The organism is Flavobacterium akiainvivens (assembly GCF_001278115.1).
Classification (GTDB): domain Bacteria; phylum Bacteroidota; class Bacteroidia; order Flavobacteriales; family Flavobacteriaceae; genus Flavobacterium; species Flavobacterium akiainvivens.
In genome coordinates this window covers 2,173,607-2,190,866 of sequence record NZ_LIYD01000005.1, presented here as the reverse complement: position 1 = coordinate 2,190,866, position 17,260 = coordinate 2,173,607, and the positions used below count along the sequence as shown (strand labels likewise).

Sequence of the window (17,260 nt, the reverse complement as noted above, 5' to 3'; positions counted from 1 at the left end):
TTTAAATCCTTTCTTAAAGTTACAAAATAACTACCTAAAAAGGAAATTCCTTAATTATGTTTTAAACAAATTAATTAACAATGCTTATAGTTAATTTTTCTGCTCATTAAGAATTTCATTCATAACTTCAATAATAATGCCACAACCTTCCTTAATTTCATCTTCGCTGATTGTTAACGGAGGGGTAATACGTATGGCCTTGCCTTCAAACAGCAGCCAGAACAAAATGAGGCCGCGTTCGTGGCAGCGTAGTATCACTTTATCAGTAATATCGGCGCTCTCGGTCATGGCGGCCAGCATTAGGCCTTCGCCGCGCACCTCTGTAATAAGCGGGTGCACCAGCAGGCTGCGGAACAGTTTTTCTTTTTCCAGCGCTTGCGCCATTATGTCAGTCTCTGTAATTTCCTGAAGCGTTGCCAGGCAGGCGGCAGCTATAACCGGGTGCCCTCCAAAGGTGGTTATGTGGCCCAGCTTAGGGTCGTGGCTCAGCAGGTCCATCATTTCGGGGCTTGCGGTAAAGGCGCCTACGGGCATACCGCCGCCCATGCCTTTGCCCATTATAATAACATCGGGCACTACATCATAATTCTGGAAACCGAAGAGTTTGCCTGTGCGGCCAAAGCCCGGTTGTATTTCATCGAGTATCATCAGGGCGCCTACTTCGTCACAACGCTGGCGTACTTTTTTAAGGAAATCGTTATGCGGCTGTATAAAGCCTGCACCACCCTGAATGGTTTCAAGGATTATGCCGGCCGTTTTTTCGGTTATTTTTTGCAGGTCTTCTTCGTTATTAAACGTAATAAAATCAACATCGGGTATAAGCGGGCGGAAAATTTGCTTGCGCTCTTCATGGCCCATAACGCTCATAGAGCCCATGGTGTTGCCGTGGTAGGCACTTTTGCACGATATAAGCTGGCTGCGGCCTGTAACGCGGCGTGCCAGTTTAAGGGCGCCTTCGGTAGCTTCGGTACCGCTGTTGGTAAGGTAGGTTTTGCTTAGGGTTGCCGGCAGGTGCTGTGCCAACAGGCGGCAAAATTCGGTAGCTGGGTGCTGTGCATATTCGCCATATACCATTACGTGCAGGTACTTGCCCAGCTGGTCTATAATGGCCTGGTTTACGCGCGGGTGCCTGTGGCCCAGGCTTGCCGCCGAAACCCCTGCCACAAAGTCAAGGTACGGCCTGTTGTTGGTATCGTAAATATAAGAACCCTCTGCGTGGCTTACTTCCATGCCCAGCGGGTAGGGCGATGTTTGTGCCTGGTAGGTATAAAAATCGTTTAGCATAATTAGCCCCCTAATTCCCGGAGGGGATTGAGCGGCGGGGGTGCCGCAATTGTATTACTATTCTGTTTTTACGGGGCGAAGCGATTGCGGAACGGGATTGTTTTTGTCATAATCCAGTGTTTCCTGCAACGGTTCCATAGGTTTGTCTTCCCGGGCCTTTAGCTTGCCTGTCTTTTTTAATATTTCTTCGTGCAGCGCTTTTTCTTCCGGCGGAAAAATATCATCACGCGTTTTAATCATTTCGTCGCCCCGCCATGTAAAGCCCTGTAGTTTCCGGGCCTGCTCGGGGAGTTCTGTTTCAGGGTAACTTTCGCTGCCGGGGTTTATCATGCTGGTAACCGAGACTATTTGGTTGTCTTCTATCTCCATGTGTATTTTGCTGCTCTTGCCTTTGTCTATACCTATAAGCTGTTGATCGCTGTCGTACATATAATATATGTTTTCGGTATTTTTAACCAGGTCTACCTCATAGAGTTTATTGTCGCGAAACTTGCCGTACAGGTTTACGCCTTTTACCTGGCTGTAATGGTCGGGCTTGCCGGGATTGTTCTTGGCCCAGATGGTATCCCGCTGAATGATAAAGGCGTTGTTGAGTACCTTGAGGCTGTCGAGCTGTTCGGTCTTACTGTTTGATATAAGATGTATTACGTCACCCGTTATCTGACTCTGGCCGTTCCATACCACCGGGCGGCGGATGAGCTGCGTGAGCCCCTTAGCCTCGTCTGAATGGATAGAATCGCACTTACCGCTCATGTCTATTTTCCAGAAACGGGCATCGTTATACCCGCGGATAACGCGCTGGCCTTCCTTACCGGTAATTACCAGGCGCTTGGCGTGCATGTGCAGCGAGTCTTTTTCTACAAGGGTAATGGCCTCGGCGTGTTTGGTTACGTAAAGCGAATCTTTTTGTTTCCAGACTTCGCCATAATGCCCGCGCACGTTGTATTTGTTTACGGTATCGGTTACACTAACATTGTTTGTAGCCGAAGAAAATTCCCGCGTGCGGTCATAATATATACTATCGCCCTTAATGAGCTGGGTGTCATACTGAATATAGGAATTGGTGAGCAGGTGGGCAAAGTTTTTCTTGGTGTCATAAAAGCCCTTCTCGGTATAGATAAAATTGTTCTTGCCGGTAATGGTGGTAGGGCCAAAAACATAACTGTGGCCTGAATTGGTGTAATAATCCAGGAACTCGGTCTTCATTACATACTCAGGGTTGGTAAGGGTTACTGCCGTGCGGAACTCATATTTTTTCTGGTTTACAAAATAGCGTCCTGCTTTGCTTTTCAGAGTGTTTTTATCGTTTACTATTGTACCGCCGGAGTTGTAGTAAGCCTGCTGTATGTTACGGTCAAAATACACGGTATCGGTACTCAGGCGCATTTCGGGTGAACGCATTACTACCGCGCCGCTGGCAAAGGCAAATTTCTTTTCGCCATTGTATTCGGCATACTTGCTGTCCATAAACAGGGTATCGCCCTGGTTGAGCTTTACATCACCAAAAAGCTTGGCATAGTTCTCTGCCTCAAAATAGTAGACTTTGTTGGATTTTATCTTAACCCCTTCATGAATAAGCACCACATTGCCGGTAAGTATAGCCGCACCGGGAACCTCGTTTTGGTTGCGGTCTGTAAAATCGGCGTGCTCTACCAGTATTTTCTTTTGCTGTGCAAATGAGGGCAACCCCCAAAGGATGAAGCTTATAATGATGAAAAAGAGTTTTTTCAAGGCTTTAAAAGTTTATGCAAATTTAGGCAAAAACAATAACAATAGCTGTGCCGCTTTTATGGATTAAACGCTGCCGCAGCTGTAAAAATTGCATAGATAAAAAAACCATCCCGAAGGATGGTTTTGTATAAATCATTATTTTATAATTGTCTGTGTCCTGTCCGGGCCTACAGATACCACTTTGATTGGCACTTCAAGCTCGGCTTCTATAAACTCAATGTATTCCTTAAGCTCGGCAGGAAGTTCTTCGTAGGTACTCATACCTGTAAGGTCGGCAGCCCACCCTTTTTTCTCAACATATACCGGTTCTACGTTTTCAGGCTCAATGTTGTAAGGGAAGTGGTTGATAACCTCGCCTTTGTATTTGTAGCCTGTACAAACCTGTAGTGTGTCGAAACCGCTTAGTACATCGCCTTTCATCATATAAAGCTGCGTAACACCGTTTACCTGTACTGCATATTTAAGCGCTACAAGGTCTAACCAGCCACAACGGCGTGCACGGCCTGTAACCGAACCAAACTCGTTACCCACGCGGGCTATGGTAGCGCCGGTTTCGTCAAACAGCTCAGTAGGGAAGGGGCCGCTGCCTACACGTGTAGTGTACGCCTTAAAGATGCCAAATACATCTTTAACCCTGTTAGGGGCTATACCAAGGCCGGTACATGCACCGGCAGCAGTAGTGTTAGATGATGTTACAAACGGATACGTACCAAAGTCAATATCCAAAAGTGAACCCTGTGCGCCTTCGGCAAGGATTGTTTTACCTTCTTTCATGGCTTTGTTCAGGTACTCTTCGCTGTCAATAAACGTAAGCGATTTAAGCACCTCGATGGCTGCAAAGAACTCGGTTTCAAGCTCGGCAAGGTCATACTGAAGGTCTACGTTGTAGAAATCAATCATGGCCAGGTGCTTGTCTACCAGGTGACGGTAACGCTCCTCAAAATCAGCCAGTTCTATATCGCCTACGCGGATACCGTTACGGCCTGTTTTATCCATATAGGTTGGGCCAATACCTTTAAGGGTAGAGCCTATCTTGGCCTTGCCTTTGCTGGCCTCGCTGGCAGCGTCAAGCAGGCGGTGGGTAGGCAATATAAGGTGTGCCTTGCGCGATATAAGCAGGCGCGACTTAATGTCTATATTAAACTTTTCAAGGCCTTCAAGCTCTTTTTGGAACACCACAGGGTCCATAACCACGCCGTTGCCTATTATATTAACCGAATTTTTATGGAATATGCCCGAAGGTATTGTCCTTAATACGTGCTTAATGCCGTCAAACTCCAGTGTGTGGCCGGCATTTGGCCCACCCTGAAAACGGGCAATAATATCATATTTAGAAGTAAGTACGTCAACAATTTTTCCTTTGCCTTCGTCGCCCCATTGTAATCCGAGCAGTAAATCTACGGTCATTCGTTTATTTTAGTTTGTTGTTTATGTTAGTTGTAATCGTTTCCGTTTTTAAAAACAAAAACCAATCCTTTTCAGGGTTGGTTTGCCTTTGCTGCTTGTACAGCAATATCTTAGCTTTCGGCTACAGGCTGTTTTTTATGGCCGTAAAGGTATAAAGAATGGTTGTGAATTTCAATACCAAAAATTTCCTCTATGGTTTTCTTTATGCTCTGTATCCTTGGGTCGCAAAATTCTATTACCTCGCCGGTATCGGTCATGATAATGTGGTCGTGCTGCTTATCAAAGTATGATTTTTCATAATGGCTCTGGTTCTGGCCAAACTGGTGACGCCTAACAAGGCCGCACTCTAAAAGCAGTTCTATCGTGTTGTACAGCGTGGCGCGGCTAACACGGTAGTTTTTGTTTTTCATTTTAATGTAAAGCGACTCTATATCAAAATGCTCCTGGGCGTTGTATATTTCCTGAAGTATGGCATAGCGCTCAGGGGTTTTCCTGTGGCCTTTCTCTTCAAGGAATTTTGTGAAGACATTTTTTACAATGTCTTGGTTTTTATTGTTTTCCATGGCTTTTGTGTCCAAATACGTGCAAAGATACGCTAAATTTTTTGAAGTATCGAAATTGTTCAGAAATGATACTAATTACTGCTGTGCGGCAAAAATTATTTTTTGCGATGCCTCATCGCGGGATGCCACAAGCTCATTTTTGGTAAGGGAATGCACCGTCCAGCTGCTGCTGGCAGATTTACCATCTTGTTTTGTGGTTATGGTTTTGTTATCCTGGTTTAGTTGCCAGGTGCCTTTTCGGTTGCCTAGTAATTCCATGATATACGTGCCGTCTTTTTTAAAATGTAAGCTTAAAGCTCCCAGCATATCGCGCATTTCGGCCAGGGCCGCCTCGCTTTTGTCAGGATTAATTACATCTTTAAAAACCCATTTTTTACTGAGGTTCTCTTTGGTAACTTCAACCTGGGCATCCTGTGCGAAAACTGTATGCGAGCACAATGCTATGAAGACTATCAGCAGGTTTTTCATTGCCTAATTATTATAAATCCTGGTTACCTTATCAATACCGTCTATCTTTTTAATGTTGTCCATCAGCTTTTTAAGGATGGTGTTATTTTGCACCACCACGGTAATCTGCCCGTTAAATATACCGGCGTTACCGCTAAGCGATATGCTCTGTATGTTAACATGCATGTTGTTACTGATAACCTTAGTAAGCTGGTTGGTAAGCCCCAAACTGTCCATGCCTGTAATTTTAAGGGTGGCCTTAAACTCTTCCTGGCTGCTGTCTATCCATTTGGCCGGCATAATGCGGTAGGCAAAGTTGCTTTGCAGCCTAATGGCGTTGGGGCAGTCTGTCTTGTGGACTTTAATACCCTCGTTTACCGTTACAAACCCAAATACCGAATCACCGGGAATAGGGTTGCAGCAGTTTGCCAGCTTGTAATCGAGTTTGTCTTCGTTCTTGCCAAACACCAGTAGGTCATAATTGCGGCTTATTTCATCTTTCTGCACCTGCTCCGGTGGTGCAACGGGCGATTTCTTGATTTTGCCCTTAAAGAAGTTCATGAACGTGTTGCTCTTAAGCGCGGCATAATCCTTAAGCTGCTGGTTTTCTATAGTGCCTACGCCCACGCGGTAAAACAGGTCGAGGCTGGTTTTCAGCTTAAAGTAGTTTACCAGCTCGTTTACCACGCTCTCGTTCATGGTAATTTTAAGGTGGCGCATTTTGCGGGTAAGCAACTCCTTACCGTCTTCGGCTATGCGTTTGGTATCTTCGTTTAAAACGTTCTTAATCTTGTTCTTGGCACGCGCGGTGGTAACATACTCCAGCCAGTGCGAATTGGGCTTTTGGTTGGGCGATGTAATAACCTCAACCTGGTCGCCACTGTTAAGCACGTGGTTAAGCGGTACCAGCTTGCCGTTTACGCGGGTACCCCGTGTGCGTATGCCCACTTCTGAGTGTATGCTGAAGGCAAAATCCAGCGATGTGGCACCCTTGGGCAGCGACTTGATTTCGCCCTTTGGGGTAAACACATATATCTCCTTAGCGTAGAGGTTCAGCTTAAAATCCTCAACAAAATCTACAGCGTTGACCGATGTGTTTTCTAAGGCTTCCTTAAGCAGGTTGAGCCAGGTTTCCAGGCCGTGTTCTTCGCTGTTGTTGCCCTGTTTGTATTTGTAGTGGGCAGCATAGCCTTTTTCAGCTACTTCGTCCATGCGTTCGCTGCGCACCTGTATTTCTACCCAGCGGCCTTTGGGCCCCATAACGGTAATGTGCAGTGCCTCATAGCCCGTACTTTTAGGTGATGATATCCAGTCGCGCAGCCTGCTGGGGCTGGGGCGGTAATGGTCGGTTACAATAGAATATATTTTCCAGGCCAGGAACTTCTCATCGTGCTGGTTGGATTTATAGATAATGCGCAGGGCAAATTTGTCGTACACCTCATCAAAGCTTACGCCCTGTGCCAGCATTTTGCGGCGTATGGAGTAAATGCTCTTCGGCCTGCCTTTTATGGTATACTCTATGCCTTCAGCGTCAAGCGATTTTTTAAGCACGTCTGATATAGACTTGATGTAGGCGTCCTGCTCTTCCTTGGTTTCCTTCATCTTGCTCACAATGTCATGATACACTGCGGGCTCGGTATACTTAAGGCCAAGGTCTTCCAGCTGGTTTTTTATGTTGTACAGCCCCAGGCGATGTGCAAGGGGCGCGTATATGTAGAGTGTTTCGCTGGCTATTTTAGCCTGTTTGTAATCAACCATGCTGTCCATGGTTTGCATATTATGCAGGCGGTCAGCAAGCTTTATAAGGATAACGCGTACGTCGTCGTTCAGCGTAAGCAGCATCTTGCGGAAGTTCTCTGCCTGCATCGATATTTCCTGGTCGGTTTTTACCTGTGCAATTTTTGTGAGCCCCTCAACAATCTGTGCAATTTTTGGGTTAAACATCTTCCGGATGTCATCCACCGTAATATCAGTATCCTCTACAACGTCGTGCAAAAGGGCAGAGGCGATGGATTGTGCACCAAGGCCAATTTCAGACGCCACGATTTTTGCAACGGCTATGGGGTGGAAAATGTATGCCTCGCCGCTTTTACGCCGCTGGTCTTTGTGCGCATCTACAGCAACATCAAACGCCTTGCGGATGAGCTTCTTATCATCTTCGCTAAGGGTTTGGTAACTAATGCGCAGCAGTTCTTTATATTCTTTGGCAATTGCCTTATTTTCCTGTTCTATATCAATCTCTGTCATATTAACGCTCATGTGCCTTAAATGTACGGATAATATTTGTGATTGGCAATAGCGGTTATTTGTGGATTTGGTTATTCGGTAATTCGATTATTTGGATTTCCCCCATTTGTTATTTGGGATTTGAGTTTTGGAATTTCCTCAAAAAAAAGTAAAGGGCTGCACTTTACAGCACAACCCTTTAGAGAACACAGACATTTTCGAGAAAATTATCTTAAGCCACCTGCGGCGTTAATCCTTTCGCCGGTTATCCACTTGGCATCATCGCTGGCCAGGAAGGTTACGGCACCGGCAATATCTTCGGGCTGGCCCACACGTGCAAGCGGGGTTGCAGCTATAATGTTTCTTTCCATTTCAGTACCCCTTATGCCCAGTGTGTCGCCGCCTTCGGTTACGGTAAGGCCAGGCGAAACAGTGTTTACACGGATGTTTTTAGGGGCAAGTTCGGCGGCGAGGCCCCTTGTAAGGGTGTCAAGTGCACCTTTGGTAGATGAATAAACTGCTGCGCCGGGGCTTGGGCTAACCGCTACTACCGAGCTGATGTTTACAATACTGCCACCTTCAGCCGGGAAGTATTTAAGGGCTTCCTTACTGGTTAAGATAGGGCCCAGTACGTTAATGCCAAACTGGCGGGTATATTCGTCTACCGTGATTTCTTCAAGTGGCTGGAACGCATATACACCGGCGTTGTTTACCAGTATGTCTACCTTGCCATAAGCGGCTACGGTTTCGTTAAAGATTGATGCTACGTCTTCGGCAATGGCTACGCTGCCTTTTACGGCAATGGCCTGTCCGCCTGCGGCTTGTATTTCGCTTACGGTTTTATCGGCGCCGGCTTTATCGCTGGCATAGTTAACGGCTACTTTTGCACCTGCCGCGGCAAGGTCTTTAGCTATTGCAACTCCTATTCCTTTAGAGGCACCGGTTACAACGGCTACCTTTCCTTCTAACTTCTTACTCATGATTTCTTTAATTTATATATTTAAATTTGTCGATTGATTTTCTGAAAAAATTAGCAGCGTTTAATTGCTGCTTTCCTGTTTCAGTTTGATGGGACAAATGTATGTAATAAATTAATGCATTCAAATATTTAGATAAATAAATTTTAAAAAAGATGTGTCAGTCGTTGCAAAACTTGTCAAGAAGCTGTTGTTCAATGCCTTTTGCTATGGCCCTTTTGTACAACAGGCCCAGCACGGGCGCCGAGAGCTTTACCAGTGGGTTGGCCAGGTGGGTGTCGCCCCAGTGGTACATAACTGCGGTATGGAAAATGTTTTTAGGGATTTGGTTCTTTGTGATGGTTTTGCCTTCATTTACAAGCCCGAACATGGCTTTAAGGAAATTCTCGAACGTAGGCTGGCCGGGGGTAAGCTTTACGCGGAAGACAATGGTTTCGGCCGTATCGTTAAAAAAACGGTGGTGTGCGAGTTTGGGTACTAAAAGGCTTTCGCCGGGAGCAAGGTGCACTTTAGTTTTACCCTGTTGTAAACCCAGCAGGCCTTTTACGGCGGTAAATTCCTCAGTAAATTTAGTGTGGTAGTGCACCGGATTGCCACCGCCGGGTGTAAGGCTTACTTCAAACACGGTGTGCGCCCCGCCGGTTTCTGCCGAACTTTCCAGTATTTTGGTGTACTCGCCGTTAATGGGGTTGTGGTAGGTGCGGTTGTGCATTATTCGCAGGGAGTCCAGTAGTCTATATGGTGCAGCTTACCGTTTGTAAAGTAAAAACGCCATTCGCTGGCATCGGTATCATCATCGGGCAGCATGGTGTACATTTCATACTCGTTGCCGTCTTCGTCTTCGCTATAATCAGGATATGCCGCCGAGCCCGGATATGCTTTGGCAAATGCCTTAAAAGTGGTGCTGTGGTCAAACCAGTCGTCTTTAGTGGCCAGGTACATAAACTTGCGTTTGCTGAAATCTACCCCCCTAAATGTTAGCGTATCGTTTTTAAACAGGTATTTAATGCCTTTAAAATACAGCAGTTGCGCACCTTCCATGTTTTTCATGCCACAAATATCCTGGGGTGTGGCAACGGCAAGGCTATCGGCTTTGCGGCCCATTTTCTGAAATTCTTTGTAGGATATGGTTAGTGCAATCCTGTCGTTCATGCTGGCACCGGCCCACGATATGGTTTCCATGTCCTGGCTGTAGGCACACAGGCTGCACAGTAATATTAGGTAAGTAAAGATTTTCATAGCAAATAACATTAAACAGCAAACCCGCGCTGCCTTTTAGCCTCAAATATAAGAATTGCCGCGGCAACTGATACATTCATAGAGTCAATTTCTCCCTGCATGGGTATAATTATATTTTTTGTTGACGCATCTCGCCAGGCCTGTGTAAGCCCGGTGGCCTCTGTGCCCACCACAAGCGCACTGCCTGCGGTGTAATCCTGCTGGTGGTATAACGCAGAATCCTGTAATGTAGCACAATATACATTAATATTTTTTTCTTTGAGCCATGCTATAACCTCATCGGTAGTGCCGGTGGCAATCTGGTTGGTAAACAGGCAGCCCATGCTGTTGCGCACAATGTTTGGGTTGTACAGGTCGGTTTTAGGGTTGGCAATAATCACGGCATCCAGTCGTGCCGCATCGGCAGTGCGCAGCATGGCACCCAGGTTGCCCGGTTTTTCGGTAGCTTCGGCCACTAAAATAAGTGGGTTGTCTTTTAGCTGAAGGCTGTTTAGCGAAAGGTTTTTGGTTTTGGCTACGGCTATAACCCCCTCGGTAGTATCACGATACGCCAGCTTTTGGTACACCTCCTGGCTTATTTCTATAAATTGGGCTTCGGTATTTGCTATGCGTGCCAGCTGGCTTTCGTTAATCATTCCCGGTACAAACAACACCGTTTCAAGCTCATAGCCGCCTTTGCGTGCCAGTTCGAGCTCGCGTTGCCCTTCTATTAAAAACAGGCCTTCCTGGCGGCGTGCCTTTGCTTTTTCCTGTAATTGTACAAGCTGTTTAATAAACGGGTTTTGCGGGCTGGTAATTTGTTTCATCCGTAAAGGGCTAAGTTTTGTATTTTACAAAAGTATCATAAAGTTTTTCAGTAACAAAAAGGCGGGCTTCTCGTCTAACCTTTAAAACCAATACAACCAAAGATTTGGAAACCATACTATCTATTAGCGGCCTGCACAAAAAATTTGGCAGGGTACACGCGGTAAACAACGTTTCGTTTGAAATAAAAAAAGGCAATGTATATGGCATACTGGGGCCTAACGGCAGTGGTAAGAGCACCACGCTGGGCATTGTGCTTAATGTGGTAAACCGCACCAGTGGCACGTACAGCTGGTTTGGCGGCAAGGCAGAAACCCATGAAGCCCTTAAAAAAGTAGGCGCCATTATAGAGCGCCCTAACTTTTACCCCTACATGACTGCTTATGACAACCTTAAGCTGGTATGCAAAATAAAAGGCGCACCCTACACCAAAATAGACGAAAAACTACAGCTTGTAGGCCTGCATGAGCGCAAGGACAGTAAATTCCGCACTTTTTCATTGGGTATGAAACAACGCCTGGCTATTGCCAGCGCCCTACTTAACGACCCCGAAATACTTATACTTGATGAACCTACTAACGGCCTCGACCCACAGGGAATACGCCAGATACGTGATATTATAACAAATATTGCGGCTACGGGCACTACTATACTTTTAGCATCGCACCTGCTTGATGAGGTAGAAAAAGTATGCAGCCATGTGGTAGTATTGCGCAAAGGCGTGGTGCTGTATACCGGCACTGTTAGCGGTATGATAAACAGCGAAGGCTTTTTTGTATTGCAGGCGGCAGATAACAATGCTTTATTACAGGCGCTTGAAAACCACCCGGGCATTACAAAAACAGAAGTTCAGGAAGGTATGGTTATAGCCTACCCAAGTGGCGATATTGCCCCGGCCGACCTTAACCGCTATATGTTTGAGCAGGGTATTGCCCTTAGTATGCTGGTTAAGCGCAAGCATAGCCTTGAAGAGCAGTTCCTGCAACTAACCGCAAAACATTCTGACAACTAAACACCTTCCTGAAAAATGATACGCCTACTCTCTATAGAATTTCAAAAGCTGTGGCTTAACAGGGCCAGCCGCGTGCTTATTATCTCATATTTTGTAATCCTGTCTTTTATTGCGCTTATAGCCTCAATAGAAGTTGATATATTGGGGATACACTTTAAACTGGCCGACCAGGGTATTTTTAACTTCCCGTATATATGGCATTTTAATACCTATGTAGCGGTTTGGCTTAAAGGCTTCCTTGCCATTATAATTGTGAGCATGATGGCTAACGAGTATACCTATGGTACGCTTAAACAAAACCTTATTGACGGGTTTAGTAAAGAAGAATTCATCAAATCTAAAATACTTACTACAGTAGTATTTGCATTGGGCTCTACGGTGTTTATATTTATAATGACGCTGCTTTTAGGCTACAGTTTCTCTGCGTTTGATGAATTTAGTATTGTGTTTTCAGATATGAGTTTCCTCGCAGGCTACTTCCTGAACCTTTTTGGGTTGTTTTCTTTTTGCCTTTTTGCCGGTATACTTATTAAAAGGTCGGCTTTTGCATTGGGCTTTTTGTTCATCTGGTTTATAGCAGAACAAATTACAAAAGGCATTGTGTGGAATACCCTTTACAGGGGAACACCCGAAAGCGATGGTATAGATACTTTTATGGGTTTCTTTCCGCTGGAATCGTTCAGTAACCTTTTAGTTGAGCCAATTACCCGTTTCCAGGCCATAAAATCGCTGGGTACGCAAATAGACCCTAATAACCCTATGTTCCAGAAAGATTACCACATGCACTGGTACCATGTTACAATTTCAATATTCTGGATAGGCTTTTTTATGTACATGTCGTACAGGATTTTGAAAAAGAGGGATTTGTAGTTATATTTGTTAGTGTATGAAGTTACTACGGGGGGTATTTGCGGCCCTGTTGTTTACACTAACAACCCATGCGCAATACATTTCAACAGATGACTCCCTTACCCCGCAGCAGCTTGTAGAGGCACTTGTAGGGGGTAACTGCACGCAAATAAGCAATGTTTCTATGTCGGGCTGGGCAAATGCCTCCGGTGCCAGGAGTTATGCCCATTTTAGCGGTGCCGGCACCACGCTGCCGTTTCAGGATGGCATAATGCTTACCACCGGCGTGGCACAGTCTGGCATAGGACCTAACACACTGCTTTTGGGCGAGGGGCCCGGCAGCTGGGAGGGCGATTCTGACCTTGAAAATGCGCTGGGTATGACCAATACCTATAATGCTACCGTACTGGAATTTGATTTTGTACCGCTTAGCAACACCATTAACTTCAACTACATTTTTGCATCTGAAGAATATGTGCAAAACCTGCAACTCAACGCCTGCGATTATACCGATGGTTTTGGTTTCCTGCTGAAAGAAGCCGGCACTACCACGCCTTACCAAAACCTGGCGGTATTGCCCGATACCAATATACCGGTAATGATAACAACCGTTAGGGGAGAGGGCACATGCCCGTCTGCCAATGAGGAGTATTTTGATGCTTATAACGGCGAAGGGCACCCCACAAACTACAACGGGCAAACGGTTGTGCTAACGGCGCACTCTGAAGTTACGCCCGGGGTTACCTACCATATAAAACTTGTAATTGCCGACCAGGGCGACACCCTGTTTGATTCGGCCATATTTTTACAAGGGGGCAGCTTTACCACGGTGGCCTATCTGGGGCAGGACCGCCTGCTGGCAAACGGCAACCCGCTTTGCCCCGGCGAAACCCTTACGGTAAATGCGGCCTCTAATGGGGCTACGGGCTACCAGTGGTATAAAGATAACGTTGCCCTTTCGGGAGAAACCAATGGTTCTTATGTTATTACCTCGGCAGGGGTTTATACCGTTGATGTACAGTTTGGCAGCTGCACGGCTGAAGGAAAAATTACAGCCGAATATACCCCTGATTTTCCCACTACTGCCACAATATTGCAATGCGATGATGATGGGGACGGGCTTACTGTATATACCTTTCAAAACATTGCAGAAACGGTAACGGCTGATAACACAGGTATTGCCGTTACAGGCTACTACCTTACACAAACCGCCGCTGATAATGGTGCGCCAAAAATTAATACCGCATCAGGCCTGTTTACTAATACCCAGGTTAACCAGCAGTTGTATGTATCGGTTGTTAACCCGTATGGGTGCAGCGGCATTGTACCGGTAACACTCAGTACACCCACTACCGTTATCAGTATGCTTAGCCCAATAATTACCTGCGATACCGATGGTGAAGATGACGGCCTTTTTGATTTTAACCTCACACAAATACAGGCCGATATACAGGCAGGCCTCCCTGCGGGGATGCCGGTGGCTTTTTATACGTCTTACCATGATGCGCTGGTTGAAAATGAGCCTGCCAGCCTACAGTTTACCAATAGCATACCCGGAGGGCAAAGCCTGTATGTAAGGGCATCTAACGGGGCAGATTGTTTTGGCATAGCCGAAATACCGCTTGTGGTGCATTACTTTGGCAACCTGCAGGATGAAGACGTATACCTGTGCGATGGCAACAGCCTGTTGCTACAGGCGCCAGATGGTATGGCTGCTTACCAATGGCAAACCGCCGAAATACAAACCGCGCAAACCCTTACCATAACCCAGCCGGGAGAATATACGGTTAAGGTGGTTAATGCGCTGGGCTGTGAGGGCAGTAAAACCTTTCATGCACAACCGTCAGGTGCGGCACAGGGTGCAGAATATGAAATCAATGATTTTGCCGGGGCTAAAAACACGCTTTTGGTTAAACCAAAAGGGGCGGGGCAATATGAGTTTTCGCTGGATGGTGTGCGTTACCAAAGCAATCCGTTGTTTGAAAATGTAGCGGCAGGGGAGTATATGCTCCATATTCGCGACAGCAACGGCTGCGGCCCCGAGTTTAGGGATAAGGTAACCATACTGGACTACATGAGGTATTTTACCCCAAATGGCGATGGGATTAATGATATCTGGCAGGTGGAAAACCTTAAATCACGCCGCGGCCTTGTGGTTAGGGTGTACGACCGTTTTGGCAAGCCTTTAATTTCTATAAGGGGAGAAGCCGGGTGGGACGGTACACTTAAAGGCCGGCCTTTGCCATCTAACGACTACTGGTTTGCCGTTACCCTCGAAAACGGCCGTGTTGTAAAGGGGCATTTTTCATTAATACGATAAAGTGTAAAATTTACACGTAAATATTTCAAACGTTTTAGCAGATTTGCTATATTTATCGTGTGAAACGTAAGTGCTTTATATTCAGTATTTTTATGTTCCTCTGTGTAAAAGCGGGGGCACAGGAGCTGGTTATTGATGAAAGCTACACAGCCCAGCAGCTTGCCGAAACCATAATGGATACCGATTGCGAAGTGCAGATTAGCAATGCCGTTATTACCGGTTATAATGGGCCAAACGGCACAAGTTATGCCCGCTACAGTATTGACCCCGGAAATGCCGAACCCCTGCCCCTGCAAAACGGTATTGTGCTTTCATCAGGATATGCTTCGGTTTTTGACTTAAATATATGGACAGTAGATTTTACAAGTACCGGCAATACATCGTGGCCCGGCGATGCCGATATCAGTAATGCAATAGGCGGCACCACATCCTACAATGCTACGTTTTTAGAATTTGATTTTGTACCTTCTGTAGACTATGTAAGCTTTACGTTTACAATGATATCGCATGAATTTTATTCGTATTCTACAGATATTAACCGCGATTGTTCTTATAACGACGGTATTGCCGTTTTGATAAAGCCCGCCGATAATTCGCAGCCCTATCAAAACCTTGCGGTTTTACCTGTTACAATGGTGCCTATTTGTAATGCAAACCTGTTCTATTTTGAAACGTGCCCTGAAAACGGTTTTAACTGGGCAGCGTTTTATAATAGTAACAACGGCATTATAAATGCGGGTGCTGCTGTTACCCCGGGCACTATGTATCATTTAAAAATTGGTGTTACAGACGGGCTTGATGCGGGCTATGATTCGTCTATAATAATTGCGGCGGTAAGCCCTGATTATACCATAGACCTGGGCATTGACAAGCTGCATGAATTTTTTGACCCGCTGTGCCCCGGCGATGTTTTAACAGTTAACAGCAAGCCGGGTGCAGCACTATACAAATGGTTTAAAGACGATGTGCTGATACCCGGTGAGCAGGGCATATCATACGCCATTACCCAGCCGGGAACGTATACATCTTTAGCCACCATGCCCAACGGGTGCGACTATACCGGCGAAATAACTGTTGAGTATAATGCTCCCATACCCCAAACCCCGCTTACCTATTACCAGTGCGATGAAGACGGCGACGGGCTCACGGCATATTACATTGTGCAGGTGGGGCAACAGGTGCTGCCGCCGGGATTGCAGCCGTTGTTTTACTACCATTCGCTTACGGATGCCAATAACAATACTAACCCCATACCCATGCCGCCAACGCCGCAGCTGTATTACAACACAGTGCCCAATGAGCAGGTATTTGTAAGGGTACAAAATATATACGGATGCCAGCAGGTAATACCCATTATACTAAGTATAACGCCACCGGTTAACCCCGTTTTAGCGCCGGTTGCCGGTTGCCCGGATGAAGGCCAGGCAAACGGTTTTGCCACGTTTAACCTGGCACAGGCGGCATTAGATATTGTACAGGGTTTTCCACCGGGTACAATAGCGCAGTTTTTTACAACCGGGGCTGATGCCCTTTTGGGTATTACCCCGTTACCGCCGGTTTATGTAAACCCGGTGGCAGGAGGCGGCACCCTTTATGTAAGGCTGAGCAACAATCAGGGGTGTTATGGCATTAGCACCGTTCAGCTGGTGATTGAAAGCTTTGGCTCCGGCCTGGCTGATGAATCTATAGCGCTATGCCCTGATGAAATGCCGGTTCTTGATGCAGGCGCGGGTTTTGCATCCTACAGTTGGGATACCAACCCGGTGCAGCATTCTCAAACCATAACTGTTGAAGAAACCGGTGCGTATACCGTTGAGGTAACCAACCCGTTTGGTTGCGCCAGAACCAAAACGTTTACGGTTTTTGAATCGGGGCCGCCACTTGTGGTTGCCATTCAAATAAACGATTTTCAGGGAGGGTACAACGCTGTTACGGTTACAACCGAAGGGGTGGGCACGTATGAATATTCGCTTGACGGAATATACTACCAACCTGAAAATACCTTTAATAACCTGGCGCCCGGAGAATATACCGTTTACATTCGCGATGCTAACGGCTGCGGCCCCACACAGGCTGAAGAAATAGTAGTGCTGGATTATCCCACGGTGTTTAGCCCTAACGCAGATGGCATTGCCGATACCTGGTACATTCCGTTCCTGCAACGGCACCCGGGTAGCGTTGTTACGGTTTATGACCGTTTTGGCAGGCTCATTACCACTTTTTACGGCCACTCTGCAGGGTGGGACGGTACTTTTAAAAATAAGCCCCTGCCGGCTACTGATTATTGGTTTACAGTCACCCTCGAAAACGGCCGTATTGTAAAGGGGCACTTCTCATTGGTTAGATAATCAGGTTGTTAATGTGTTAATGTTGCGTTGTGTGTTGTGCAAGCCGTAATTGT

General features: G+C 46.3%; 14 protein-coding genes. 4 read left to right on the top strand and 10 right to left on the bottom strand.

Annotated elements, in window-relative coordinates; genetic code table 11:
- Positions 1–90: 90 nt before the first annotated feature.
- The 10 genes from AM279_RS09810 to AM279_RS09765 all read right to left on the bottom strand — a co-directional run bounded on the left by AM279_RS09810 (position 91) and on the right by AM279_RS09765 (position 10,680).
- Complete coding sequence (locus AM279_RS09810; RefSeq protein WP_054407789.1) at positions 91–1,284, bottom strand: aspartate aminotransferase family protein; 1,194 nt, start codon at positions 1,282–1,284, stop codon at positions 91–93.
- A 57-nt stretch (positions 1,285–1,341) separates the two neighbouring features.
- Complete coding sequence (locus AM279_RS09805) at positions 1,342–3,015, bottom strand: OstA-like protein (RefSeq protein WP_054407788.1); 1,674 nt, start codon at positions 3,013–3,015, stop codon at positions 1,342–1,344.
- A gap of 135 nt (positions 3,016–3,150) precedes the next feature.
- Entirely contained in the window at positions 3,151–4,422 is a 1,272-nt protein-coding gene (locus AM279_RS09800; RefSeq protein ID WP_054407787.1) for an adenylosuccinate synthase, read from the bottom strand.
- A 110-nt stretch (positions 4,423–4,532) separates the two neighbouring features.
- Positions 4,533–4,985 (bottom strand): Fur family transcriptional regulator, encoded by a 453-nt coding sequence (locus tag AM279_RS09795; RefSeq protein WP_054407786.1) that lies wholly within the window; start codon positions 4,983–4,985, stop codon positions 4,533–4,535.
- A gap of 75 nt (positions 4,986–5,060) precedes the next feature.
- Positions 5,061–5,453: a hypothetical protein gene (locus tag AM279_RS09790; RefSeq protein ID WP_054407785.1), complete on the bottom strand. Its 393-nt coding sequence runs from the start codon at positions 5,451–5,453 to the stop codon at positions 5,061–5,063.
- A gap of 3 nt (positions 5,454–5,456) precedes the next feature.
- Positions 5,457–7,679: a RelA/SpoT family protein gene (locus AM279_RS09785; protein WP_054407784.1), complete on the bottom strand. Its 2,223-nt coding sequence runs from the start codon at positions 7,677–7,679 to the stop codon at positions 5,457–5,459.
- Between the two features lie 206 nt (positions 7,680–7,885).
- A complete protein-coding gene (locus tag AM279_RS09780; protein WP_054407783.1) occupies positions 7,886–8,638 on the bottom strand; it encodes an SDR family NAD(P)-dependent oxidoreductase in 753 nt (250 codons plus the stop codon).
- Positions 8,639–8,795: 157 nt separating this feature from the next.
- Positions 8,796–9,347 carry a cupin domain-containing protein gene (locus tag AM279_RS09775; protein WP_054407782.1) on the bottom strand — a complete coding sequence of 184 codons (552 nt, stop codon included), beginning with the start codon at positions 9,345–9,347 and terminating at the stop codon, positions 8,796–8,798.
- A complete protein-coding gene (locus AM279_RS09770) occupies positions 9,347–9,874 on the bottom strand; it encodes a hypothetical protein (RefSeq protein ID WP_143090297.1) in 528 nt (175 codons plus the stop codon). Before AM279_RS09770 ends, AM279_RS09775 begins: the two co-directional genes overlap by 1 nt.
- 11 nt (positions 9,875–9,885) lie before the next feature.
- On the bottom strand, positions 9,886–10,680 hold the full coding sequence (locus AM279_RS09765) for a TrmH family RNA methyltransferase (protein ID WP_054407780.1): 795 nt from the start codon (positions 10,678–10,680) through the stop codon (positions 9,886–9,888).
- 104 nt (positions 10,681–10,784) lie between these two features.
- Between AM279_RS09765 and AM279_RS09760 the strand changes: the two genes are divergently transcribed.
- The 4 genes from AM279_RS09760 to AM279_RS09745 all read left to right on the top strand — a co-directional run bounded on the left by AM279_RS09760 (position 10,785) and on the right by AM279_RS09745 (position 17,207).
- The gene (locus AM279_RS09760) at positions 10,785–11,690 is read left to right on the top strand and encodes an ABC transporter ATP-binding protein (protein WP_054407779.1); all 906 of its coding nucleotides are present in this window, start codon (positions 10,785–10,787) and stop codon (positions 11,688–11,690) included.
- A 15-nt stretch (positions 11,691–11,705) separates the two neighbouring features.
- The gene (locus tag AM279_RS09755; RefSeq protein ID WP_054407778.1) at positions 11,706–12,560 is read left to right on the top strand and encodes an ABC transporter permease; all 855 of its coding nucleotides are present in this window, start codon (positions 11,706–11,708) and stop codon (positions 12,558–12,560) included.
- Positions 12,561–12,576: 16 nt separating this feature from the next.
- Positions 12,577–14,859, top strand: a complete 2,283-nt coding sequence (locus AM279_RS09750; RefSeq protein ID WP_054407777.1) for a T9SS type B sorting domain-containing protein — start codon at positions 12,577–12,579, stop codon at positions 14,857–14,859.
- Between the two features lie 92 nt (positions 14,860–14,951).
- Positions 14,952–17,207, top strand: coding sequence for a T9SS type B sorting domain-containing protein (locus tag AM279_RS09745; protein WP_054407776.1), 2,256 nt, complete (start codon positions 14,952–14,954; stop codon positions 17,205–17,207).
- The last annotated feature ends 53 nt before the right edge of the window (positions 17,208–17,260 follow it).